Source organism: Paenibacillus sp. OK060 (assembly GCF_900101205.1).
Lineage (GTDB): Bacteria > Bacillota > Bacilli > Paenibacillales > Paenibacillaceae > Paenibacillus > Paenibacillus marchantiae.
In genome coordinates, this window is sequence record NZ_FNFR01000002.1 from 1,104,107 (window position 1) to 1,128,200 (window position 24,094).

Annotated in this window: 21 protein-coding genes; 4 read left to right on the forward strand and 17 right to left on the reverse strand. The window is 48.1% G+C overall.

Annotated features, from left to right (window positions below):
* Positions 1-101: 101 nt before the first annotated feature.
* The 4 genes from BLS14_RS11295 to BLS14_RS11310 form a co-directional block, all read right to left on the reverse strand.
* On the reverse strand, positions 102-905 hold the full coding sequence (locus BLS14_RS11295; RefSeq protein WP_090951582.1) for a response regulator: 804 nt from the start codon (positions 903-905) through the stop codon (positions 102-104).
* Positions 906-973: 68 nt separating this feature from the next.
* Positions 974-2,371, reverse strand: coding sequence for a glycosyltransferase family 2 protein (locus BLS14_RS11300; RefSeq protein WP_170867934.1), 1,398 nt, complete (start codon positions 2,369-2,371; stop codon positions 974-976).
* A gap of 22 nt (positions 2,372-2,393) precedes the next feature.
* Positions 2,394-3,605 (reverse strand): HEAT repeat domain-containing protein, encoded by a 1,212-nt coding sequence (locus BLS14_RS11305; protein ID WP_090951584.1) that lies wholly within the window; start codon positions 3,603-3,605, stop codon positions 2,394-2,396.
* Between the two features lie 26 nt (positions 3,606-3,631).
* Entirely contained in the window at positions 3,632-5,857 is a 2,226-nt protein-coding gene (locus BLS14_RS11310) for a hypothetical protein (RefSeq protein WP_090951587.1), read from the reverse strand.
* A gap of 861 nt (positions 5,858-6,718) precedes the next feature.
* Between BLS14_RS11310 and BLS14_RS11315 the strand changes: the two genes are divergently transcribed.
* Positions 6,719-7,963, forward strand: coding sequence for a DNA polymerase IV (locus tag BLS14_RS11315; protein WP_063565618.1), 1,245 nt, complete (start codon positions 6,719-6,721; stop codon positions 7,961-7,963).
* Positions 7,960-8,301, forward strand: a complete 342-nt coding sequence (locus tag BLS14_RS11320) for a YolD-like family protein (protein WP_076288242.1) — start codon at positions 7,960-7,962, stop codon at positions 8,299-8,301. The genes BLS14_RS11315 and BLS14_RS11320 overlap by 4 nt, the downstream gene beginning before the upstream one ends.
* Positions 8,302-8,648: 347 nt before the next feature.
* Here BLS14_RS11320 and glsA read toward each other — a convergent pair whose 3' ends face one another.
* The 5 genes from glsA to BLS14_RS11345 all read right to left on the reverse strand — a co-directional run bounded on the left by glsA (position 8,649) and on the right by BLS14_RS11345 (position 14,276).
* On the reverse strand, positions 8,649-9,590 hold the full coding sequence (gene glsA, locus BLS14_RS11325; RefSeq protein ID WP_063565616.1) for a glutaminase A: 942 nt from the start codon (positions 9,588-9,590) through the stop codon (positions 8,649-8,651).
* 114 nt (positions 9,591-9,704) lie between these two features.
* Positions 9,705-10,187 (reverse strand): GNAT family N-acetyltransferase, encoded by a 483-nt coding sequence (locus tag BLS14_RS11330; protein ID WP_063565615.1) that lies wholly within the window; start codon positions 10,185-10,187, stop codon positions 9,705-9,707.
* A 203-nt stretch (positions 10,188-10,390) separates the two neighbouring features.
* Positions 10,391-11,680: an L-lactate MFS transporter gene (locus tag BLS14_RS11335; RefSeq protein ID WP_170867935.1), complete on the reverse strand. Its 1,290-nt coding sequence runs from the start codon at positions 11,678-11,680 to the stop codon at positions 10,391-10,393.
* Positions 11,681-11,800: 120 nt separating this feature from the next.
* A complete protein-coding gene (locus BLS14_RS11340; RefSeq protein WP_063565614.1) occupies positions 11,801-12,613 on the reverse strand; it encodes a LytR/AlgR family response regulator transcription factor in 813 nt (270 codons plus the stop codon).
* Positions 12,614-12,623: 10 nt separating this feature from the next.
* Positions 12,624-14,276, reverse strand: a complete 1,653-nt coding sequence (locus BLS14_RS11345; RefSeq protein WP_063565755.1) for a sensor histidine kinase — start codon at positions 14,274-14,276, stop codon at positions 12,624-12,626.
* A 688-nt stretch (positions 14,277-14,964) separates the two neighbouring features.
* Here BLS14_RS11345 and BLS14_RS11350 point away from each other — a divergent pair.
* Positions 14,965-15,444: a hypothetical protein gene (locus BLS14_RS11350; RefSeq protein WP_090951590.1), complete on the forward strand. Its 480-nt coding sequence runs from the start codon at positions 14,965-14,967 to the stop codon at positions 15,442-15,444.
* Positions 15,445-15,588: 144 nt separating this feature from the next.
* Here BLS14_RS11350 and BLS14_RS11355 read toward each other — a convergent pair whose 3' ends face one another.
* The 5 genes from BLS14_RS11355 to BLS14_RS11375 form a co-directional block, all read right to left on the reverse strand.
* Positions 15,589-16,125, reverse strand: coding sequence for a nucleotidyltransferase domain-containing protein (locus BLS14_RS11355; protein ID WP_090951593.1), 537 nt, complete (start codon positions 16,123-16,125; stop codon positions 15,589-15,591).
* A gap of 620 nt (positions 16,126-16,745) precedes the next feature.
* Positions 16,746-17,033 (reverse strand): stage VI sporulation protein F, encoded by a 288-nt coding sequence (locus BLS14_RS11360; RefSeq protein ID WP_063565612.1) that lies wholly within the window; start codon positions 17,031-17,033, stop codon positions 16,746-16,748.
* Between the two features lie 113 nt (positions 17,034-17,146).
* Entirely contained in the window at positions 17,147-19,192 is a 2,046-nt protein-coding gene (recG, locus tag BLS14_RS11365) for an ATP-dependent DNA helicase RecG (RefSeq protein WP_090951596.1), read from the reverse strand.
* Between the two features lie 10 nt (positions 19,193-19,202).
* On the reverse strand, positions 19,203-20,066 hold the full coding sequence (locus BLS14_RS11370; protein WP_090951599.1) for a DegV family protein: 864 nt from the start codon (positions 20,064-20,066) through the stop codon (positions 19,203-19,205).
* Between the two features lie 28 nt (positions 20,067-20,094).
* Positions 20,095-21,903 carry a DAK2 domain-containing protein gene (locus tag BLS14_RS11375; protein ID WP_090951602.1) on the reverse strand — a complete coding sequence of 603 codons (1,809 nt, stop codon included), beginning with the start codon at positions 21,901-21,903 and terminating at the stop codon, positions 20,095-20,097.
* Between the two features lie 643 nt (positions 21,904-22,546).
* Here BLS14_RS11375 and rpmB point away from each other — a divergent pair.
* Positions 22,547-22,735: a 50S ribosomal protein L28 gene (gene rpmB / locus BLS14_RS11380; RefSeq protein ID WP_024631107.1), complete on the forward strand. Its 189-nt coding sequence runs from the start codon at positions 22,547-22,549 to the stop codon at positions 22,733-22,735.
* Between the two features lie 196 nt (positions 22,736-22,931).
* Here rpmB and spoVM read toward each other — a convergent pair whose 3' ends face one another.
* The 3 genes from spoVM to rpe all read right to left on the reverse strand — a co-directional run bounded on the left by spoVM (position 22,932) and on the right by rpe (position 24,093).
* A complete protein-coding gene (gene spoVM / locus BLS14_RS11390) occupies positions 22,932-23,012 on the reverse strand; it encodes a stage V sporulation protein SpoVM (protein WP_019424875.1) in 81 nt (26 codons plus the stop codon).
* Positions 23,013-23,179: 167 nt separating this feature from the next.
* Positions 23,180-23,431, reverse strand: coding sequence for a hypothetical protein (locus BLS14_RS11395; RefSeq protein ID WP_063565607.1), 252 nt, complete (start codon positions 23,429-23,431; stop codon positions 23,180-23,182).
* Positions 23,432-23,433: 2 nt separating this feature from the next.
* On the reverse strand, positions 23,434-24,093 hold the full coding sequence (gene rpe / locus BLS14_RS11400) for a ribulose-phosphate 3-epimerase (RefSeq protein WP_090951606.1): 660 nt from the start codon (positions 24,091-24,093) through the stop codon (positions 23,434-23,436).
* Between the last annotated feature and the right edge of the window lies 1 nt (position 24,094).

Consider the following 24,094-nt stretch of genomic DNA (forward strand, 5'->3'; position numbering starts at 1 on the left):
TGACGAATCCATTTGATAGATGTTTGTCTGTAGATGTACTTATTTGTCTGATAAAGATTAATGAAGGCTATCTGTTTCTCTTGGCTTACTTGTGGTTGCTTTTAATGCAGGCAACGCCTGATTCGGGCATCCAGCTCCACAGGTGAGAACGGTTTGGTCATATAATCATCGACTCCGCTGCGGAAGCATTGACTGATCGTTTGTTCCACACGCTGTTCCGTTAATACGACGATTTTGGGCGGCTGAGCCACATCCAGGTTCTGGATATGTTGAATGAACGGCAGGCCATCAATGCCATACAGGTTCAATTCGGTCAGCACCAGATCAGGCGTGATTTTTTCAATCAGTTCCAGTGCAGCCAGTCCGTCCACCGCTTCATAGGTTTCATACCCCTGCATCTTCAGACGCAATTGCAGAAACTCGCGTACCGTCGGATCGTTATCCACAATCAAAATTCGTTCCGGCTCGTCTGCCGTCTTGTCCAGCGTGTAGATATGAATCTCCGACGGGTCTACCAGCTTGGCGGACTCAGCCATATGTTGAATGGTTGCCTTTGAAGGACGTTCACCTGCCGGGAAACTTGCCAGCGTGATTTGGGGATCGGCACCAGGTACCGTCTCCTGCAATTCATGCTTGATGCGAAGCCCCTCATAATGAACCTCATCCAGCGTTAACTCTGGCAGCAGGACAGCAATTGCCTGTGTGGCTCCATCCTGCCAGACCTGGAAGGCAGACTCACTGGTCTGCTCCAGATATGTCCTGACCTGCTGCTCCGGCTGAGACTGCCCTGCACAATGGATGAACATTAAGCCGCATGTTTCGGCACCCGTTTCTTTCAATCCCTGTTCTACACTGCGGTACACATTAACGGCAGCCTCACGCTGCAATGTCGCCGTATTTGGCATGTTCTTTTCCACCCTTCTCCCTCGGTTATCTATATTGTTTCTGCTGTATTGCCTTGATTACGCTGTGCTTAGGCCGCCTCGCTTGTCTTCTCTTCCTCGGACCAGCTCTGGCGTGTCATGGTACCCCATGAGTTGTTGTTTTGCATGAACTGGATATGCCCCTGCAATCTCCACAGCACGCCGAGCTGATGATAGCCGACGAATTTCAGAGCGGAGTAGAACAGCATTTTGACCAGATCGGATAGCTTGTTATACCGTTTGAATGCAATTTCCTCAAGCACAAGGGCTCCCACACTGAGCAGATAACCACTCACAATGTTGAGCGATCCAAAGAGCACAAGTATCGGCCACTGGGTCATATCCATCAGTACATATCCCGTGAGAGCGAGAAGTCCGGTAATGCGGAAATACGGATTCAGCGCTTCAAAAAGAATGTTGTACGGCATGGTCAGCATGCCCATGACTTTATATTTCGGGTTGAACAACATGCCGCGATTCTCGATCATGTTCTTCAGATTTCCACGTCCCCAGCGTTTGCGCTGACTGGACAAGATCCGGTAGGAATCCGGCGCCTGTGTCCAGCACACGGCTTCAGGGCAGAAGGCTACGCGGTATTTCAATTTATTCTCCAACATATAACGGTGAAGTTTGATGATAATGTTCATGTCTTCACCCGGATAACCGTCCCGGTATCCCCCAACCGCAATAACCGCATCCTTGCGGAACATGCCAAAGGCACCTGAGACGATGATCAGACCATTCATGTGACTCCAACCGATCCGTCCGCCGAGAAAGGCTTTGAGATACTCGATGGACTGGAACATCGGCCAAATCTTGCGAGGCAGTGAAACGTCCTGCACTGCCCCATTCTCGATTTTGCAGCCGTTGGCTATCCGTACATCCCCACCAATAGCAACCGTCTCTTCCGGATTCTCCATATACATGCGAGCCATACGAATCAGGGCATCCTTCTCCAGCAAAGAGTCAGCATCGATGGAAGAAATCAATGGATAATGAGACAGGTTGATTCCGGCATTGAGGGAATCGGCCTTACCGCCGTTTTCCTTGTCGATGACATACAGGTCGGGGAATTCCGGATTGTGGTAGATCCCGCGAATTTTCTGACAGGAAATCTTGCCGCGAATCATCGTGTTGGGTACCGGCTTCAGACGATATTCTTCCAGCAACACCTTCAGGGTGGTATCGCTTGAACCATCATTCACCACGATGACTTCATACGTTGGATAATTCAGCGTCATCAGACAGTTCACATTTTCAATAATCGTCAGTTCCTCGTTATATGCGGGCACCAGCAAGGAAACCGAGGGTACCAGCTCCGAGCCTGACAACGTATTGTATTTGGAATAATGCGATCGCCTGAAGATCGTCCAAATATTACGGAATGATAGGGCCAGAATGGAAAAGTAAAGCGTATTTACGGCAACGACATAATAAATTGCGACCATGCCGTAGATTAATAGTAGATCTCTAAGCAGTGTAATCCCCTCCTACCGCAGCCACACCTGTACGTTTCTTGCTTGTTATCCGGTTCCCACGTACGGGACCGAAGTACCGATCATACAGCAGCCTTTTTTTGTTATGTGCAATCATCTGGTCAACGGCTTTGTGGTCTGTTCCTGAGTGCTGCATCGTACTCTCAATCTGCTGCATTGCAATTTCCCGTTCAGCACCTGTGCCCTCCACAGCGGCCTGACACAAGGCTTCAAATCCCGGTTCACCCAGCTTGCCAAGGCTCTCCGCACTGTTATAGCGTACTCCCCAATCTTCATCACGCAGCGCTTTGCGCAGCAGTGGAATGCTGCCTGCCGCATGTTTCGAACCGAGCGCCTGCACCACTTCGGCACGCACCTCCGGGTCCGAATCCTGCATGAGCTTCAGAATGGTCTCGTCCTGAAGTGCCGGACTTGCGCTAAGATATAGCTTCACCGCTTCTGCCCGTACATCCTGATGTTCTGCGCCAACAAGTCTGTCGAGTGCAGGCATCACTTCGGGTACAGCTTGTCCCCACATCGCAACCAATCCCACTTTGACAAAGTCAGGATTGCGATCTTCCAGCAGCTCAAGCAGAATTCGGCTTGGTTCCAGACTGGTTTCGAGCAAAATATCTGCTGCCAGATGATGAATCGATTTTCCTTTGGTTAACAGCAACGCGAGCATATCTTTCAGTTCACCCTGACGGATGGTACATCTTGCGATCGAACGACCAATCATAATTGCCATCGGACCAGGTTTTTCATCCTTAAGCAATTCCATCAAGCCTGGAACGGCCTCTGGACAACGCATGCCGCCCAATCGATAAGCTGCATCAATCTGGCGTCCGTAACGAATACGACTCAGTTCCTTCAGATCATGCTCTACAAATCCGGCTTCACGGCAGAGTACAATTAATTTGTTGCGATACTCGCCCTTGAACTGATCAATCCATTCAATAAGTTTGCTCTGGATGACCCGACGCTCGAGTGGGGCCAACTTCCCAGGTGGCAATCTCAGGGGACTGTCCTCTGTCAGCGCCGTCTGCACATACGTAAAGTAGTCACGCTGCTTTAATTTATAAAACTCAATCTTGCGCCGTTTGCCGTTGTGGGACATTTTCATGGCAAACAGCAGGATTACACCCACAGCGACGAGCGCCGTACAGATGTATAGAAATAGATAAGCCAAAGCCAAATTCGGAAACATGTGAAAAGGTCCTCCTTTATACTCATTTATTCGGTCTGAAAACTTGGAATTTGTTCATACCGTTTCTTCATTTCCTCGTAGCTCAGTTTCAGTCGTTCACTGTACTTTACCTGCTCCCAGGGCTGCCAGCTGTATATAGGCAATGTCTTCACATCCAGTGTCTTCTGTTCACCACCAGGCCAAGAGATATTTCCAGTAGAACGATCCATTAGCCACGGAACCAGGGTCACGCCTTTAACAGCGACCGTTTCGAATTCTCGTCCACCTTTCAACGCTCCATACTTGATCGCTTGCAGTGAACTTGGGTCACCGAATCCAAGCAGCATCCATGGAATACGCATCTCGACCTGATTACCGTTATATTGCCAGGCGGTTAACGAATCCGTATCGGACTGATCTGGAGCTGTCGTTCCCCGTTTCAATGTACCGACCTTCTCGTTCATGAACGGTTGGGCGGACCGGGTATCCGGTGGAGTCATCCGCAGGCTGACCGCCAGGTTCCATGGATGGAATGGATCTGCCGCATTTTCTTGCTCCTCGGGCAGCATCCCGTAACCTTCCTTGCCATAGAGACGCTGGTTAAAGTCATAGTCCTTGGCGATCTCCACTTGTGATTCATCATCCTGCCCCAATGTAATCACTGTTTCGAGTCCGTCACTCAGCGTTCGATCCGGAAGTCTCGTACCCGGCTGATTGCCGCCATCCAGCGTATCCGTTCCGATGCGCAGCAAGGTCTGGTCTGGGTCAAAAGGTTGATCCAGCGTCATGCCAATGTACAGGTAGGCTTCATCATGGGTCATTTTCATTTCCTTGATGCCATCTACCTTGCCTTGCCAGACGGTGACCTCTTCCTTCTTCAGCGTATTCCAGTCATCCAGTTTCCCGTCGATGGTCAGCTGTTCCTGCTTACCGGGGTCCATGGCGAGCAGACCGAACATCTTCTCATTCGTCAGCACGTTCAGCCAGTAGGCGCGCCGATCAGCTGGAATTTCAAGCGGCATCGTGTTCCAGGTTTTTTTGAACCACTCATCCTGCCACATGAACAAAATCGCTCCCGCATACCCTTCATCATAAATATCCTGAGTCAGCGATGCGTCGATCTCGCCCTGCTCGACCTCGTTATGTCCGCCCTGATCCCGACCTCCCATACCGAGATGGGAGATTCCAAGCGAAGACGGTACACCGTACTCAGTAATCATTACAGGCATATCGGAAAACTCGGCTTTGAGCTTGCGCAGATAACTTTTGTACGTGTTGTACTCGCCGTTCTCATCCTTGATCGTCTGGAGTGTCTGGTCCGTATGGAACAAGTCCGGGTAATAAGGGTACACATGGTATGCTGCAAAATATCCGCCCTGCCACTCTTCCGGTTGAATATGTCGCGCATCCACACTCACCAAATCCTCTTCGAACAGCGGCTCGCCCGGATGATCCAACACGTCGGTTGTTACCCAGTTCGTGAAGGTCATTGGATGCTCCCACCCGTATTTCTTCTCCAATACGGCGGTATAGTCCAGCAGCTCAGCCAGCCAATTTTCGAACGGTGATGCATCCTGCGTCCCGGAAAAATGAACGCCTTTGTACTGCGGCACGTCAGGATGGCTCTCATTCGTGTTGTTCACCATCGAAGGGTCCCACTCGGTCCCCACATGCCAAGCCATCAGATATTTCCCGGCATTCGTCTTGTATTTGCCGCTTGACTCTCCCGGTTTATCGGGAATGTCTGCATCCCCATATACAGCCGATACCGCCTTTTCAATCTCCTGCTTGAACGTCTGCTCAATATGGTCAGCATAGGCATCCTGCTTTTCGATCAACTCTTCTTCCGGCGACCATATGCCCTGTATAAAATATAACGGTTGCTCCCGGCCACGGTTATACTCAACCAATGCGGTATAAAAAATCGGCTCATGTACCGTGTACACCCGGATTACATTGGCCCCCAGATCCTCAATCTGCTGGAACCACTTCAAGTAATCCTCTTTGGTCAACGGAAATTCGCCCGGGTAATGTCCTGGTGATGTAGCACCCAGGTTCACACCTTTCACGAACATCTCCCGCCATGCGCCATCGGGTCCATATTCCATGAACCGGTCTCCATCGGTCTTGAATTTCATCTCCGTGCCATTATCAGCTGTGTACGTAACGAGCTGGGGTTGCATATAGTGCCAGCCGGCAAATATTCCGCCTGTCACTACGGCCGCTCCTGTCAGCATCGTTAGCAACCAACGTCTTCGTCTTCGTCTGCTCATGGCTCTTGATTGCTCACCTCTCTAGTATGCATCCTGCTTCATCTGCGGATCTTAAATGACATGAAGGTCTGCGGGAAATCCCGCATCGGATGTCCGCTTTGGGTAGAGATGTCAGCGGTGTAGTTCTCACTATAGCTCTAAGACTCTGCATTTGTAACTAGGCTGTTGGAAGCAAACGTGAACTGCAACATTCTGCCCATAATTCGTAAAATGCGCCATCAACTAGCATCCATGAGCCCTTCTTGCTCTTATGTCCCATGGACACGAATATATGCCACTTTAACCGTCCGTTTGAGGTTCTTCCAGGCTCGCACATCTCTACCCGTTATTGTTATATGCAACGCGGATTGCGAGATCTGTTTCCGCTTGAACGCTTACCCCATTAAACGCTAATGATATTTTAAAGTTGCGGACATTTTTACAGTATTAACCATAAAGATTACAAAATTGATACTATAGTCCGATAACGTATCCTTGAAAACCCGCGTCCTATCAAGGTTTTCTGAAAAGTACAGAAAATGAAAAAAGGACATCAGTCCCCCCCTATAGGACTGTGCCCATTTATATTACTTTTACATAAAGCCCAATGAACACCCGGTCATCACCCGGAAGTCACGGATCTCTTACACGAAATGTAAAAAAATACATCTTTTTTCCTAAATTTTGACTCTAATAGGTCCATCCAATAATTGTGTCCAATTTGCAAAATAATTCCGGTTGCCGCATCTGGCATTGTCGGATATGCTTATAAAACAGGAACACTTGTTCCATACTGTAAATAAACTGTAAAATAACGTTGGCTGAATGAATCCCATCACTGCACAGAAGCAGCCGAATCATGAATAAAAGGAGAGAAGTACTATGCCCCGCAAAGACGGACGTGTCATTATGCTGGCCGATTGCCAGTCATTTTATGCCAGTGTGGAGAAGTCTGCACATCCTGAATACAGAGACCGTCCGCTTGTTGTTGCGGGAGATCCTGCACGCCGTTCAGGCATTATTCTGGCAGCCTGCCCACTCGCCAAGTCCTATGGGATTACTACAGCAGAACGGCTGGGTGAGGCTCTTGCCAAATGCCCCGATGTTGTCGTCATTCGTCCCCGGATGGCCGAATATATTCGTGTTTCCCTACACATTACCCGTATCCTTCAGTCCTATACCGATCTGGTTGAACCATATAGCATTGACGAACAGTTCCTGGATGTCACCGGAAGTTTAGACCTGTTCGGCAGTCCTGAAACGATTGCCCGCAGCATTCAGGACAGGGTAATGGAAGAGACTGGCGTCTATATCCGCGTCGGCATCAGCGACACCAAGGTTGTCAGCAAGATGGCCTGTGACCTGTATGCCAAAAAAGTCCCCGGAGGCATCTATACATTGCCCCGCAAGGACGTGCAGACAACATTGTGGAAAAAGCCTGTTCGAGACATGTTTATGGTCGGTTCCCGGATGGGGCAGCATCTCTATAAGATGGGGATTCATACGATTGGGGATCTAGCGCAGACTCCATTGTCCCGGCTGAGAGAGCGTTGGGGTGTAAATGGTGAGGTACTGTGGCGTATTGCCCGCGGGATCGATGATTCTCCGGTAAAACCCGGGACATATGCTCACCAGCAGCAGGGCATTGGACATCAGATGACATTGCCTCGGGACTATGAATCGTGGGAAGACATCAAAGTGGTGCTGCTCGAACTGGCGGAGCTGGTCAGCCGGCGTTCCCGGGACAAATCGCTCATGGGCAATGTCGTCTCTGTAGGATGTCGGGGGCAGGATTACGATCGTCCAACCGGCTTCTCCCGCCAGATGAAGGTGAATGAACCTACCAACATCACCGATGAAGTATACGATGCGGCGGCAGCTCTGTTTCTGCGCCATTGGGACGGATTACCCATTCGCCGCATCAGCGTGTCATTGACCGGACTCGTGCCCGATTCCGAAGTACAGCTGTCCTGGTTCGATGACCGTGAACGCAAAAGAGAACTGGAACGTGCCACGGATGACATCAAGCGCAAGTTCGGAGAAACCGCGATCATGCGGGCCTCCTCGCTCTGCTCGTCTGCGCAGGCACAGGACCGTTCTCATAAAATTGGAGGTCACTATAAATGAGTAAAAAATTACAGCAAAACGGGATTTTTGAGTCGTCGCGCATGATGCTTCCCGAACACCGGGAAGCCTACATCATTCATCAGGAGCAACTTGCTCCCCGTACCCGTCCATCCCTGGATGCCCAGGCAGCTGAAGAAATGTCCCGTTTGCTTAGTAACTCCATGCTGCTCGGGGATGCAGTCACCATCACCCTGTTCCATGAACATGATGATATCCGCTTTACCGGACAGGTGCTCCGATTGGACTCCCCTGCCCGTACCCTTAAGCTGCTGATGGAGAGTGGGACTCGGGACATTCAGATGAATCTTATTACGGATGTGGTACTCGCGAATGAATGATGCGCGCCAAAGACCCAGACGTCAGACAGCCTTACTTTTCTGGGTGTTTGACTCGTCAATATGAACCATATCTTAAGGAGTGAAGCTTTTTTTGGGTTCACCATATTTCGCTCCCGAGGCGAATGTACTTGATATAAAGGGAGCATCCCGAATTCACCCCAGCGTTGCGGGTGTACCGGAATAGATGCAGCATGGCCATTGCTATGCAGGACCCTTTTCCTACGGGATCTGAACCAAGACTGAAGCAGCCAACAAGCCACATTCCTATCGGACTATTTCGTTCCAAAGAAGCAAAAGGACGAATTGGTGATTCATCGGCTACTCAGGAGGGTAAGGGGATGACTTCGTTAGAACAAACTCCAGTCAAATTCTCTGGAAAGACGCTCAAGCAGATGCACGCCTGCAATGCTGTTTCCTTTCCGATTCAGAGCCGGACCTACAAGACCGATGCCAAACTGGCCTGGAACCAGAGTCAGAATTCCACCCGACACTCCACTCTTGGCAGGCAACCCGACCTGAATCGCGAATTCGCCTGATGCATTATACATACCGCAGGTAGTCATGAACGTTTTGGCGATCTGCACATAACGACGAGGAATAAGCTCAATCCCGGTGATCGGATCTGTCCCGTCATAAGCAAGCACCAGTGACATACGGGCCAGGTCTGCACAAGTCACCTCGATGGAGCAATGGCGGAAATAGACGGCAAGCACATCTTCGACGTCATCCTTGAGCACACCATTGTGCTTCAGAAAATAACCAAGCGAGCGGTTCAGATGGCCTGTCTCCGATTCGGACCGATATACCGCCTCGTTATAGTCCAGCCGATCATTATTCGCGAGCTTGCGGAAAAATTCCAAAATGCGCCGTGACTTCTCCTCTTTACAATCCCCGGCAATGAGGGACGATACCGTGATCGCGCCCGCATTGATCAATGGATTAAACGGAATGCCCGGTTCGACCAGTTCAAGCTTGATCATGGAATCATAATCATCGCCGGTAGGTTCTTTTCCTACATTAAAGAAGACCGCTTCCTCCCCATGATCCATCAGGGCCAGAATGAGTGTAAATACCTTGGAGATACTTTGCATCGTAAACGGGACACCACAATCTCCGGCTGACACATGATTGCCTTCGGCGTTCATGATATGTATACCCAGTTCGTCCTGTGAGGCCTTGAATAACTCGGGAATATAAGAGGCTACTTTCCCCTGTCCGGTGTGCAGACGGCTGGTCTCCAGCCATTCCGGCAACAACTGGTTCAGACGTTCCATTGCAGCATTGCTCATCTCCATCTCCTCCAAATCTCTGTATGAGCATTTCGCATGCCTCCGAATGACGAGTTCCCATCGAAGTGATGCAAAATGCCCGATATAGTATGTATTACCCGCAAGCCTGATCCCTTACCGCTTCACCTGAAGATTCAGCTCCAGAATCTCACCGGGTAACCCATGATAATCTCCAACCCATGTGGATACAAAGTTCTGTCTGAGCAATATTCGACGTGATGCCGCATTGGACGGATCGATAACCGCATAAAGTACACCAATTCCCGCCGCCTGTGCCTGGATAATCAGCCGAGCTGCGATGGAAGTCCCGTGTCCTCTCCCCCAATGCTCCGGCAGAATCATGTAACCCATTTCCGCCCGGGACGGATCGGATTCATCCGGGATCAGTTTGGCGTAGGCCATTCCTACCCCATCTTCACCAGATATTCGATAATAGCCACAATTGTTGCCGAGATTATAATTCAGCATGGATTCAAATTCCGCAGTAGCTTCATGCTCAGGCAGAGCACGTTCGGTAATCTGTTGCATGACTTCAATATTGGACACAAGAGCATAATAATCAGCAAAATCAGATGGTGCATATTTCAAGAAATTCATGACGAACATACCTCCTCCAAATGGCTAACAAGGACTTGCTCTTTTTATTTCACCTAGAGTATACCAGAAGCCAAGTATGCATTGCACACAACCACTTCATGTACAGAATTCTCATTCCTATCAGGTCCAGCAGGTACCAAAAAAGCGGCCTCCGTAGGAGACCGCCCAGCTTGCTTTTTATAAGAACTTCGTCCCCACTACGATCAGCTTGCCCGGGATGAAGGGTTAAGATTCATCTGCTGTTCACGTTGACGTGTACGACGTCCTTGACCCGGAGGCGTAATAATCAACGCCAGCAAGAGCGAGACGGCACACAGTACAGCGATCACAATAAAGGTAAGATGGAATCCGCCCAGCATGGCGCTGATAAACGATCCAGCCAAGGCACCAAATCCAAATCCCTGATAGATGACGCCGTAGTTTTTGCTCTGATTTTTCAGTCCAAAGTAATCTGCCACAATCGCCGGGAAGACCGTGATATTGCCACCGAAACAGAATGCGATAGCGGCTACACAGGCGAAGAAGATGCCAAAGCTCAGCGGTACCAGGCTCAGCGTCATTACGGCAACAGCCGTAACCAGCAGTGCTCCGGCAATAACTTTCATCCGTCCTACTTTATCCGACAACGCCCCCAGAATGATACGTCCAGCAGTGTTAAAGATCGCAACCATCGCCACCGCATTGGCCGCCGTAGCCACATTAAGACCTGCCAACTGCACACCGATGTCTTTCACAATACCGATCAGATACAGTCCACTCATACAGGCCGTGAAGAAAATAACGAACAGCATATACGCTTCTTTCGTGCGCAGCATTTCTTTGACCGTATAATCATGACGTGTTTCTGGTTGCTTCGCACCGTCCGTGCTACTTGCTGGAGCTTGTTCACGAACAACCGCTTCACGGATCAGGAACGAGCCGCCCACGATCAATACCAATACAATAATGCCCCAGTACATAAAAGCTTGAGCAGGACCAACAGCACCAATTAATGCCGAGTTCACGTATTTGAACAACAGACTGCCTGTACCAAAGGCCCCGACCGAAATACCTGAGATCAGACCTTTTCGCTCAGGAAACCACTTGATCAGGTTGGACAGGGAAGTAATGTACGCCGTACCATCCGCGAATCCAACCACAAATCCGGCCAGGATGTAGAGCAGTGTCAACGAACTCACTTGAGAACTGAGCACGAGTCCCAGACCAAGCACAACTCCGGCTACCCGAATCAGGCGACGAAGCCCCCATCGTTCTTGCAGTCGGCCGGCAAATAGTGTGGCAAATGCCAAAGCAAAGCTGGTAATCGAAAATGTTATCGCGACCGAGCTGACGTCCCATCCGAAACGATCAGACAACGGTTGATTAAATAAACTCCAGGTGTAGATGGTTCCGAGACCCATTTGTACAATGATGGTTCCCAGTACAATAAGCCAGCGGTTCATTTTCATAGTTGTAGATGCTGAATTAGGTGCGGATGAAATAGCTGCTTTCATCGTGATCTCCCCTTTGCCGATGTCATATATATGAATGCGTTCACAAGCTAATCATACATGAAAGGGGATTCATTACACCGATTTGAGCATGAGTTGCATCAGATGCGGAATGAAATGCCTCTAGATGCGCATGAGCTGCCTGAATTCTTTGACTTTGCCCCGGCTAACCGGTACTTCAGCCTCCAGATCACGCAAACGAAGCAGGTACGTATTGTTAAACCAAGGCACAATTTCACGAATTTGAGACAAATTCACGACGTAAGAACGATGGCAGCGGAAAAAGGTTTCCAGCGGTAATCGACCGTGAAAATCCGAAATACTGACCGGCATCGTAAACTCACCGTTTTTGGTATACACCTTCGTTACTTTCTCTTGTGCTTCTGCATAATAAATATCGGCGGTGTCTGTCACAATAATATTGTCATTGCGCAGCAGGTTAATGCGTCGTTCCGTCTGGATATTGGATTCCCGTGCCTGCATATTTGATGCAGACCATTCATCGTTGGCTTGAGCCGCATTGTGAGCCTGCCCATCGTCACTGCTGTGTTCACGTTTCTCCTGCTCATGATCCCGTTTGAACGCCGTTTCGAGTTTATTCAGCATCGCGGCAATTCGTTTCTCATCATAGGGCTTCAGAATATAGTCAAACGCCTCCAGCTCAAACGCTTCAGCCGCATGCTCCTTATAAGCCGTTGTGAATACGATATATGGCTTGCTCGCAAACTTTCCAATATGATGTGCCAGCATCATGCCGTCCAGCGAAGGGATATTTATATCAAGAAAAATAACGTCGACTTCCTGCTCCTGCAGAAACTTCAGCACATCCAGTCCATCTTCCAGACAATCTACCACTTCAATTTGGCTATGTTCCTGTATCAAGTAATTCAGTTCCTCACTTGCCGGAATTTCATCTTCAACAATAAGGGCTCTCATCGACCGTTCATCACCTTGTTACTACATCTCCTTTGGGTACATCAAATAAAATATCGGTTCCATGCTCCAGCCGTGTAATTGTTAACCCTTGTCCATAAATGAGCTTCACCCGACGATGCACGTTGTACAACCCGATCTGGTTGGCTGGCATCCGGTCATGGTAAACACGCTCAATAATGTCGGCTCCAATGCCTGCTCCTGTGTCACTGACCCCAATTCGCACAAAGTCAGGATAATCCTGTACCCGAATCCGTACTGTCCCGGGTCCTTTTACCTTGAGAATACCGTGGATAATGGCATTTTCCACAAGTGGCTGGATGACCAGACTTGGAATATGCACAGCCACCTCATCAATATCATAGATGACGTTAAGCCTGCTGCCGAAGCGCGCCTTCTCGATCTCCACATAATTGCGGACCTGCTCCAACTCCTTGTGAATATCGATAAGCTCATCCGATAGCTCCAGGTTATAGCGCATATATCCAGACAGATTCACAATCAATTCGCGTGCCCGATCCGGCTTGGTGCGAATGGATGAGGCAATGGCGTTCAGCGCATTGAATAGAAAATGAGGATGAATTGTGGTCTGCAATGCACGCAGCTCCGCTTTATTGGCCGCAGCCTTGATCTCCTCCACACGTGATACTTCCATCTGGGTGGAAATAATCTGGGACAGGCCCACAGCCATCGTTTGCAACGGATACGTAATCTTGTAAGCTTTGCGGTAATAGATTTTCAAGGCACCCGTTACTTCGCCCCGCTCTTTGAGTGGAATGATGAGGAGGGAGTGGATATCCGGCGTTTTTTCGTCAATGACATCATTGCTGATCGTAATCTCTCCGCTGGAGATCGTCTTCTTCGTCATCTCACTAATAATTTCATTACCGATGTGATATCGTTCCTCACCAAATCCCACATAAGCCAGTACATTTCGGGTATCCGTAATCGCAACCGCATCAGCCTGAATATCCTCCTGAATAATCCGGCAGATCGTACGCAGGGAGTCTTCATCAATGGAACGGAAGTACGGCAAGGTCTTGTTCGCAATCTCCAGCGCCAGCTTGGCCTGACGAGCTGCAATCATTTCCTTTTCCCCTTCCACACTCTGCACCAGCAGTACGATTAGCCCAATATTCACCTCACCTAATATCATCGGCAGCGCAATCTTCGAGACAATGTCGGCCCCCAGTGGATCGGGATAGGAATACAGCAGGATAAGCAGCATCGTAAGCGCCTCACAGATCATTCCGGCCGCAATACCGATCATCCAGCGCTTCGACTTAGGCGTATACTTATGTATATACCCGGAGACCAGACCTGCAAGGATACTCGTGATCAGGCACGGGATCGCCGTAACTCCATCCATATCGATTAAATATCGATGCACCCCCGACACAATCCCGGTAATGATGCCTACAGGCCCCCCGAACAGAATACCGCCAGACATAACAGCAATAATGCGCACATTCACCAGAGAGCCTTCCACATTAATACCGGTATAGGTACCGAAGATAGCAAATGCACAGAATAACAACGTAACCGCAATGTACTCCTGCCATCTCAATTTTCCCTTTTGCAAGATCTGTCTAAACCGCGGTATCCTCGACAGAAAGAATAAAAATATAATCAGCAGTGCCGCCCGTTCAAACAGCCCCAGCAGCATCGTAAACATCTCCGTCAATCTGACTTCCTCCACATCCGTCAAAAATAAACGCCCATTATCGCAGCAGCGTTTTCCTCACCTTGAAATCCATGTATGCTCGTATGCAACAGTTTACCGCTCCCCCAGAAGGAAAGCAAAGTCGATCCTGTGAAAATGGAAGTAGCCGTAAGTCGCTAACCTATTGAACAGACGATACGGAATTCATTTTGCTCTAAACCATTCTCTTCCCTACCAACAAAGCTTCACTTTCCTACACATATAACTCCACTTCCAGAAATTCACTGTTTTATAATTAATTGGAACATTATGCTAATTAATCAAACTGAAATTTATTTAAGAAAGGTGTATTTAAATGTTTGTAATGCTACTGATAGGCTCACTCCTGCTTTTTAGTGGTTTGTGGTACATCATTTACTTTATCTCGAAACGTACCCAAAACCCTAATCGCTCGTCTGCTCATGTGCTGAGAGTGATTTTAAGTATTTCGATCCTCGTACTAATAGTTGAAAACTACATATACGAAACAGTACCTTCTAATGCCATTTTAATTTTAGTATTTATTGCATCTTCAATAGCCACTAGCCCTTTTTTTGTTAAGAATAAAGAGTGATGGGATGATACTAAAGGACCTACAAAGAATTTTGTTAAGGATTATTTATAACTAGTTCAGTAATCAACGGAGGATAAAATGAAAACACCAATCCAGCAGGTTTTGAAAGTTTTCTCTGACCGGGTTTCAGTTTATACAGATCTGAATTGGAGTATAGCTGGTTCAACAGCTTCTTTGATTCAAGGTTGTAACAATATCGGGCCGAATGATATTGATATCTTGGTCAAACAAAACGGTGATGTTGATAAAATCGTCAACTTATGGGCTTTTGCCCGACTGAACATTCATGGAATCATTATTGAAATGGCCAACACCGTGTCGGACAAATACCTTGAATTAAGCCCTGTAGTGTGGGAGTCGAAAAGATATGAGGAGTTTTTTGGAATGCTGATTCCCGTGGTCCCCTTAGGATTGCAGCTGCATTCCAGTTATAAACAAAAGAATCCAAATCGCGTCAAAGCAATCAGCGAGGTCATAAAGTTGAAAAATCTGGATCTACAATTCATGGAGAACTATTTATCAAGCAGCTCCTATCGACAGCTCATAGAATCAATTTAGATGATAATTCAAATAACATCCGTTTAGAATCTGCATTTAGGTGCTTCATAAGCAACTTTTCCCCGGCAAATATAAAGAAGAAACCACTCCTCACAAAATGGAGTGGTTTTCTGAAAGTTAGAACTAAACCTTTGGTTCGAACAGTCAATTTAACTCTGCTATGATACGATGTAAAACCTTTTTGCTTTCTACGTCTTTTGGCCGTGGTATCCTGCCAATCTGTTCGTAAACCTCTTTCTCTTCCAAGAGCTGCCTAGGGTTCAAGACATAAGCTGATAATTCGTTCAACATAAAACGTTGTGGTAACAAGGAATCAAACCGCCAGACCCACTCAGGTAAGCCGTTCATAATAATACTTCTATCCTCCGCTCTGGTTATATAGCAAAAAGTGATGTCTACGTTATCCTTCTGAAAATCAGATTGCCTACCTCGAAATTCTTCTTTGACGGGAACCTGTTCATATCCAGCTTCGATAAGAGCAGATTCTAATTGATCTCGGTATTGTATCCAAGTTATCAAGTCTATATCGTCATGTAGACGGGTAACCTTTCCAAGTAAAAAATCAATTGCCCATCCGCCACGTAACCAAAAATCAATTTCCATTGTTGCAGATATTGCACTAATTTCACTTAATAAATTTAATTGTGATTCTGTTTGAGTTTGGAAAAGCGGATCTATCATATTAAACCTCCTGTAAAGCAGTTCATCACTTCTCTAGTAATCACCTGTTTAATACATTCCATTTTTGAAGGAACAAAGCTCATGCTACCATATGTTGGCATATATTTCTATATCGTCAATTATCCTCTAAGTACTTCGACACGCCTCAGTACTTCATATTCATATACCATTGACGGACGAGTTCCAGCACTCCATTTCTGCATAAATCTATAAATTCAGCTCGATTCATTTACATATATATTCTTCTTTATTCATAGGACTGTCACTCGCCCAAACAATCAAAAGGGCGGTCCATAAGTCATATTCCTGACTTATGAACCGCCCCATCCACTAAAATTACTTCATACACATTCGATGTAATTTGGTTTTTATAAAATGAACTTCCAGTTACACAGTAACGGAGAGTGCAGAACCAATCTGGAGAAGCGAAGCTAAAAGCTTTCTGAAAGAAAGCTGCATCGGAAGCATACGCTGCGCCTTTATCACCGGATTTTACCCTTTCAAAGGGTAATTCAAAAAAATCCGGGGATAACAGCGATCGGAAGATGGTACTGCACTCGGAGTGGCCCCGTGTAAATGAAACTGTTTCATTTTATACCACCCAACATTCTATCGAATCCCTACCTAAACATGCCCCACAACTTAATCAAATGAAACGTATTGTTCGGATCGATCTTCTGCGCAAGAACAAAAGCAACAAATTGTTCCTCCTGAGTCGCAGAAAAATTCTCGTTCAAAATGACCGCTGACGACTTGACCAACCTTCTCACCTTCGCCTTATCCTGCAAATCGGACTTGGTGACCCCATCTATCAACTTTTTGATACGCTCTTTGACAGCGGGATTTTTCATCTTTGTTTTGATCCGCTCCACCAGCTGCGGACTGATTCCATATTGTTGGTAACCCAAAACGAACAGCACCTCCTGAATAATGAACTCACTTCTTATTCATATGACAGGAGGGCCTGTACACTTGACATTTTCCCACGGAAAATGTGGAAAACCACACATTCATAGCCCGATCAATCGATCAGATCACCCTGGAATACTTGCTGCTGCTGTAAAAAGTCACGTAAAGGAGCGTAGTCAACAGACGTCCAGAAGCTCGCATCCGCAATCAGGCTGGAGACGTCATCTCGCGCCTGCTCCAATACCGCAAAATCTGCAACCATGTCGGCAAGACGGAACTCCGGTAATCCACTTTGCTTGGTGCCAAAGAAATCGCCCGGCCCCCGTAAATCCAGATCTCGACGGGATACCTCGAATCCATCTTCGGTTTCCGTCATGACCTTCATGCGCTCCTGCCCCACCTCTGTCTTGGGGTCTGCAATGAGTACACAATAGGATGCATGAGCGCCCCGACCGACCCGACCACGAAGCTGATGCAGCTGCGACAGACCGAAGCGGTCCGCATCCATAATGACCATCAGCGTTGCGTTAGGCACATCGACCCCGACCTCCACAACTGTTGTGGAGACCAGAAGCTGAATTTCGTTGCTGTAAAAGTCACGCATCATCTCTTCCTTCTCGCCAGCCGTCATCCGTCCATGCAGCAGACCTACACGGTACTTCGGAAAGTTCTGTTGCATCTGGATATGCAGGTCAATGGCATTCTGTACATCCAGCTTCTCCGACTCTTCAATGAGCGGGCAGATCAGATAGGCCTGACGTCCCTGGTCCACTTCTCGCGAAATAAAACCAAGAACCCGGTCCATCATGTCATGCTTGACCCAGTACGTCGAGATAGGAATCCGCCCCTTTGGACGTTCCGAGATGGTCGATACTTCAATATCACCAAAAGCTGTAATGGCAAGCGTTCGCGGTATCGGCGTCGCCGTCATCGTTAACACATCCGGGTTATAGCCTTTACGCCGCAAAATGCTGCGCTGGTTCACACCGAAGCGATGCTGTTCATCTGTAACAACAAGACCCAAGTCACGGAAAAATACATCCTCCTGAATCAAAGCGTGTGTACCCACAACGATATCGATCATACCCATCTGCAAGGATGCAATCAGATCTTTGCGCTTCCGTCCATTCACGCTGCCCGTTAACAGCCCCACAGTTACGCCAAAAGGTTCAAACAGCTTTTGCAGTGAGCGCATATGCTGTTCTGCCAGAATCTCCGTAGGGACCATCAGAGCCCCCTGAAAACCGGAACGAACGGTCGTATACAGCGCGATCGCCGCAATAACCGTTTTACCTGAGCCTACATCTCCCTGCAGCAATCGATTCATCGAATACGGTGAACGCATATCATGCAGAATTTCAAGCTCTACCTTCTTCTGTGCATCCGTCAGTTCAAATGGCAAACTGCGAACAAACTCCCGAATCGTCGTATTATCCGTTGTGTGCACTACACCATCCATACGATCCCGGTTCAATGCACGATACGCCTGCATCTTGAGTTGAAACAAAAATAGCTCCTCATACACCATCCGCTGTCTGGCCTGCTGGCCTTCCCGGTTATCCTGCGGACGGTGAATCCCGGCAATCGCCTGTTTGCGAGGCATGAATCCATATTTGTTCATGAGTAATTGAGGCAGAATTTCGGGGATCATTTCCCCGAATTGGACTAACCCCTGATTAATCGTTTTGCGCATCCATGACTGCGTTAGCTTGCCGGTTACCGAATACACAGGCTGCAGCGTGCCCGATCGTCCTTCCCCTTTATCCGGGAATTCCGAGTCCGTTACGGTCATCTGCATACGCTTCTGTTCCCATTTCCCCGTAATAACAATCTCCCGATTGGGCGTAAGCTGTTCTTTCAGAAAATGCCGATTGAACCAGGTGGCTGAAATCATCCATTCTTCCGTCATCACCTTACAGGTAAGGCGTGACTTTTTGCCATAACGCTGCAACACTGGGATGCCCATCACTTTACCCTGTACCGTAATTTTGTCCCCGTCCTTCACTTCACTGAGCGAACGCAGCCGATAATCCTCATAACGGAACGGATAATATTCAAGCAAGTCTTTTACAGTAGAGATGCCAAAGGCGTGAAGCTCTCCCTCTTTGAGAGCACTCACGCCGCTAATTTGTTTAACCGATATTTCTTCCCATTTCATGTCTAATCCCTCATTCCGGAACAGGCCACATAAAGATGGCAATTACGCCAGGCCCAACATGGCTGCCAACGACAGCTCCAATATTGGTATACACCACTTCATTCAGTGTAAAATGTCCACGTAATTGCTCTGCACAAGCGATCGCTGATCCGGGGTCTGCGGTATGACCTACCGCCAGATTAACACGTTGACCCGCCAGATCCTGCTGAAACAGCTCAATAATGCGTGCCATGGCTTTTTTGTGACCTCTGACTTTCTCCACTGCGTAAATAACGCCTTCCTCATCAATGGACAAGATCGGTTTAATATTCAGCAGTGTTCCCAAGATGGCCGCAGCTTTGCCAATCCGACCACCTTTCTGCAAATACTCCAATGTATCTACGAGAAAGAACAGCTTGCGGCTCTGCTGCATGGCGGCTACAGCCGCAGCGATCTCCGCAGCGGATTTGCCTTGTTCGGCAAGCTCGGCAGCCTGTACGACCAATAAACCATATCCATAGGATGCAGACTTCGAATCCAGTACCGTTATATCGCCCTCACGTTCCAGCAACGATTTGCCAAGCAGTGCCGATTGATAGGTACCACTCATGCCGGAAGACAAATGAATCGATACAATGGGCCGCTCCGGGTCCTCATCCAACAGTGTGTTATAGATATTCATAAAATCGGTGGGAGAAGGCTGTGAGGTTGTAGGCAGCACAGATACCTTCTCCAATTTTGCATAGAACTGTTCCGAAGTCAGATCAACGCCGTCTGCATAAGCTTCTTCCCCGAACAAAACACGCAGCGGAACAACATGAATCCCGTATTTACGGATCAGTTCTTCCGGTATATCTGCCGTGCTATCGGTTACGATCGCAACCTTGTGGCTCATCAGATCCCCTCCTCTTTGCTTAAGTGCTTCAGGACTCTACAGAGAACAAATAATAATAAACCGGCTGTCCTCCAAGATGCACCTCTACCTCAGCATCAGGATATTGTTCTTCAAGCCATGTGACAAGCGCAGCGGTAATCTCAGGGGTAGCCTCGTCCCCTTCAAGGATGGTCACCACTTCATCTCCGCTCTCCATCATCTGTTGCAGCAGACCTTCACATGCGTGCAGCATGCTTTCGTCCGTTGCCACGATCTTGGAATTATGGATACCGATGTAGTGTCCCGCTTTGATATCAAGCTCATCATATTGTGTATCTCTGACCGCATGAGTCACTTGACCGGACTGTACCCGGCTAATCGCCTCAAGCATATGGTCACGGTTGGTATCTGCAGACTCATCCTCCTGGAAAGCAAAAGCCGCTGCCATACCCTGAGGGATCGTCTTGCTCGGAATCACAATAATTCGACGCTCATCTTCAAGCAACTCCCTAGCCTGCTCGGCAGCAAGTACAATATTGGAGTTGTTCGGCAAAATAAATACCTGTTCTGCCGCGATCGAACGCACCGCTTTCACAAAATCTTCAGTGCTCGGATTCATCGTCTGTCCACCAGACAGAACAACATCCACGCCAAGACTCTGGAAAATCTCTGCAATGCCGTCACCGGAAGATACCGCGATGAAACCATATGGTGCCATCTCATCTGCTGGGAGCACGGCTTTTTCCACGCTACGCGCCGCTTCAGGCGGAATCTCTGCGAACAGCTCAGGCGAAGGCGCAATGTCCATGCCTGCTGTCAGCAGATCACGATGCTGCTCACGCATATTGAGAATATGAATTTGTGTGATTTCGCCATAACGGAGAGCCATGTTTAATACATCCCCAGGTGTCTTGGAATGCACGTGAACCTTAATCACTTCATCGTCAGCAATAATAATGATGGAATCCCCGTTAACTGACAACGCTTTCCGGAATGCTTCGTCATCAAATGCAACACCTGCGTTCTCTCCAAGCTCGCGGTTAATAAAGAACTCCATGTCATACAGGAACTCAATATCTTCCGTTTCCAGTCGCGCTTGGGCAGACATTGGCATCTCCGGTACGATTACCTGCTGTGCAGGCTTCGCAGAAACCAATTCTGACGGTGCAGCCGGTTTCAATGCAGATGCCGCTACGGTTGGTTGTACGTCTCTCTGGAAGGATGTACGACTTGCTCCGTCCGTTTGCAACAGAACGTCCATAAAGCCTTCGTAAATATATACAAGCCCCTGACCTCCTGAATCCACAACACCGACCTGTTTCAATACAGGCAGCAATTCCGGAGTCATTGCCAGTGCTTCTTTTGCTTTTAACAATACTTCATTCATTAATTCAGTTATATCATTCGTCCGTCTTGCGTAGTAGCTGGCATGTTTCGCCGCTTCCTTGGCTACGGTAAGAATGGTCCCTTCAACGGGTTTCACTACGGCTTTATAAGCTGCGTCCACACCGTTCTGCAGGGCTGCGGCGAACTGGAGTGTATTCAGTTCCTCATAAGGAGCAGCTGAACGACTGAATCCGCGGAACAATTGCGATAATATTACTCCGGAATTCCCCCGTGCGCCCATAAGCAGGCCTTTTGATAAAATACCGGCAGCTTCTCCGATGGAGGCAGAACTCTTGCGTTTAATCTCTGCGACTCCTGCACTCATTGTCAAATTCATGTTCGTTCCCGTGTCACCATCCGGCACAGGGAAAACATTCAGGGAATTGACGTGCTCTGCATGCTGTCCAAGTTGTTCCGCTCCGGCAAGTACCATTGCGGTGAAATCTGTTCCATTTAAAGAACGTATACTCAAGTGAGAATTCCCCTTCCTAGCTTGATACACGAACATCTTGCACCAAGATGTTATCTGGTCTGTTCATGCGCAAACGCTTATCGCGTTATTCTTCGTCCATACCTTGTCCGGCACAGGCATAATAATACATAATGTCAGCCGGATTAACGGTCTGGGCGGCCGGGCAACCGATATCCTGCAATTGCTCTGTTACCCCTAATTCGGGGCATACGGATATGCACCGGTATCAAGAGCCGGCATGAATGCCGCATGGAGACTGGTGCCAATGATGGAATGCCGCAGCTCACAGCGTTGCCAAAAAAGCAGACCACCGACCCTTTAAGGCCGGTTTTTTCTCCGGCTTCCCGCGGCAACAGCCTGTTCAACGCTGTATTATGGACTATTCAACATTGTACTATATTAGACAGGAGAAATAAATAAAGTTTTTGGATCAGTTGACGAAGCTTTTTTCAATATGATATTATATTCAAGTATTGTTTTATGCAGGTTTAGTAATGGAAATGATCCGGCTATGCCGGCTTGAACAACGCCATTAGCTACTGGAACCTGACCATTGTGGTCAGGAAGAACAATTTAGCCCGTCTGGAATGGCATTCGTGTCTCCTTAGGGCAACTGGTTATTTTAGGATAGGAGGTGTAATCTATGTCTCGCAAATGTTATGTGACAGGTAAGAAACCGGGCACCGGTAACCACGTATCCCACGCTAACAACCGTAACCGTCGTTCTTGGGGCGTAAACGTTCAGAAGGTCCGCATTCTCGTGAACGGTAAACCAAAACGTGTATACGTAAGCACCCGTGCACTGAAAGCCGGTAAAGTGACTCGCGTATAATCACGCAAAGCTACTATAAATCGGGTAAGCAAAAAGCACCTTGTTCCTTGCAGGTGCTTTTTTGGTATTCAGAAATAAAATCATGAATACACACATCAGCATGTGAATGTCCGCCGCATGGCGCTTCGCAGGTCCGAATTCCAGATGATCCTGAAGCCAAAGCGGCGGTATTCGCCAATGGAACCTTTTAATCATGTCAGTTCTTTTGAAACGTATTAAGAATCGCTTTTACAAACCCTCCCAAAAACTTCGGCAGTTTGAATGTGTAAAATTTCATACTTCACCCTCCCCATCATGCTCATGCATCCGCCGTATCCTATGCTCCAGGCCTTCTTTGCCTTAAACACGACAAAAAAGGCTACATGAGAAACCTGCTCATGTAACCATATTTATGCGGAACCCTTTGTCCCTATTCCACAATGACGAGCCTGGTTATCAGGTCATTTAGGTTTGAGTAGGGATATATTGATAAGCAGCGATCATGAATACACTCAATAAGTAATACAGTATGCTGAAAATCACAAAAGTAACCCGAAGTCCTGTACGGTCAAATTTGCGGAAGTACATAATGACAACACCAACCCCGATCAATGACGTAATCGCATTGTATGGGGATTGAATAACCGCAAACATAGCAAGCACCAGTCCCGTAACGAGACTCGCAGCCATGGTCCACAGCGTCTCCTTGAGGTTCATGCTCAGCCTCCGTAACTACTGCGAATTTCGGCAATCGCGGCAGCGCGATCTTCACGTCCAAATACAGCACTTCCCGCAACGAGCACATCCGCTCCAGCTTCAACCACAAGCGGAGCCGTGTCGGCAGCAATACCGCCATCCACTTCAATATGCACGTCATGACGTCCTTTTTCGTTCAACCAGCTACGAATTTGCTTGATTTTATTCATCGTGCCAGAGATGAAAGCCTGTCCACCAAAACCGGGATTTACGGTCATGACAAGCACCATATCCACATCGTCCAGCACTTCCTTAATAGCACTCGCCGGAGTTCCCGGATTAAGGGCAACCCCTGCTTTAACTCCCTGTTCCTTAATCAGATGAATAACCCGGTGCAGATGCACACAAGCCTCAGCATGAACCGTAATGACAGCCGCGCCAGCTTTTGCAAATTCCTCAACATAACGCTCTGGGTTCTCAATCATCAAATGCACATCAAGCGGCAAGCTTGTATGTGGAGCGATCGCTTTTACAATCGCAGGTCCAAGCGTAATATTAGGGACGAAATGACCGTCCATGACATCAACATGAATCCAGTCTCCGCCAGCAGCTTGGGCTTCCGCCACTTCCGCGCCGAGACGGGCAAAATCCGCAGATAAAATAGATGGGGCAATTTTAATCATA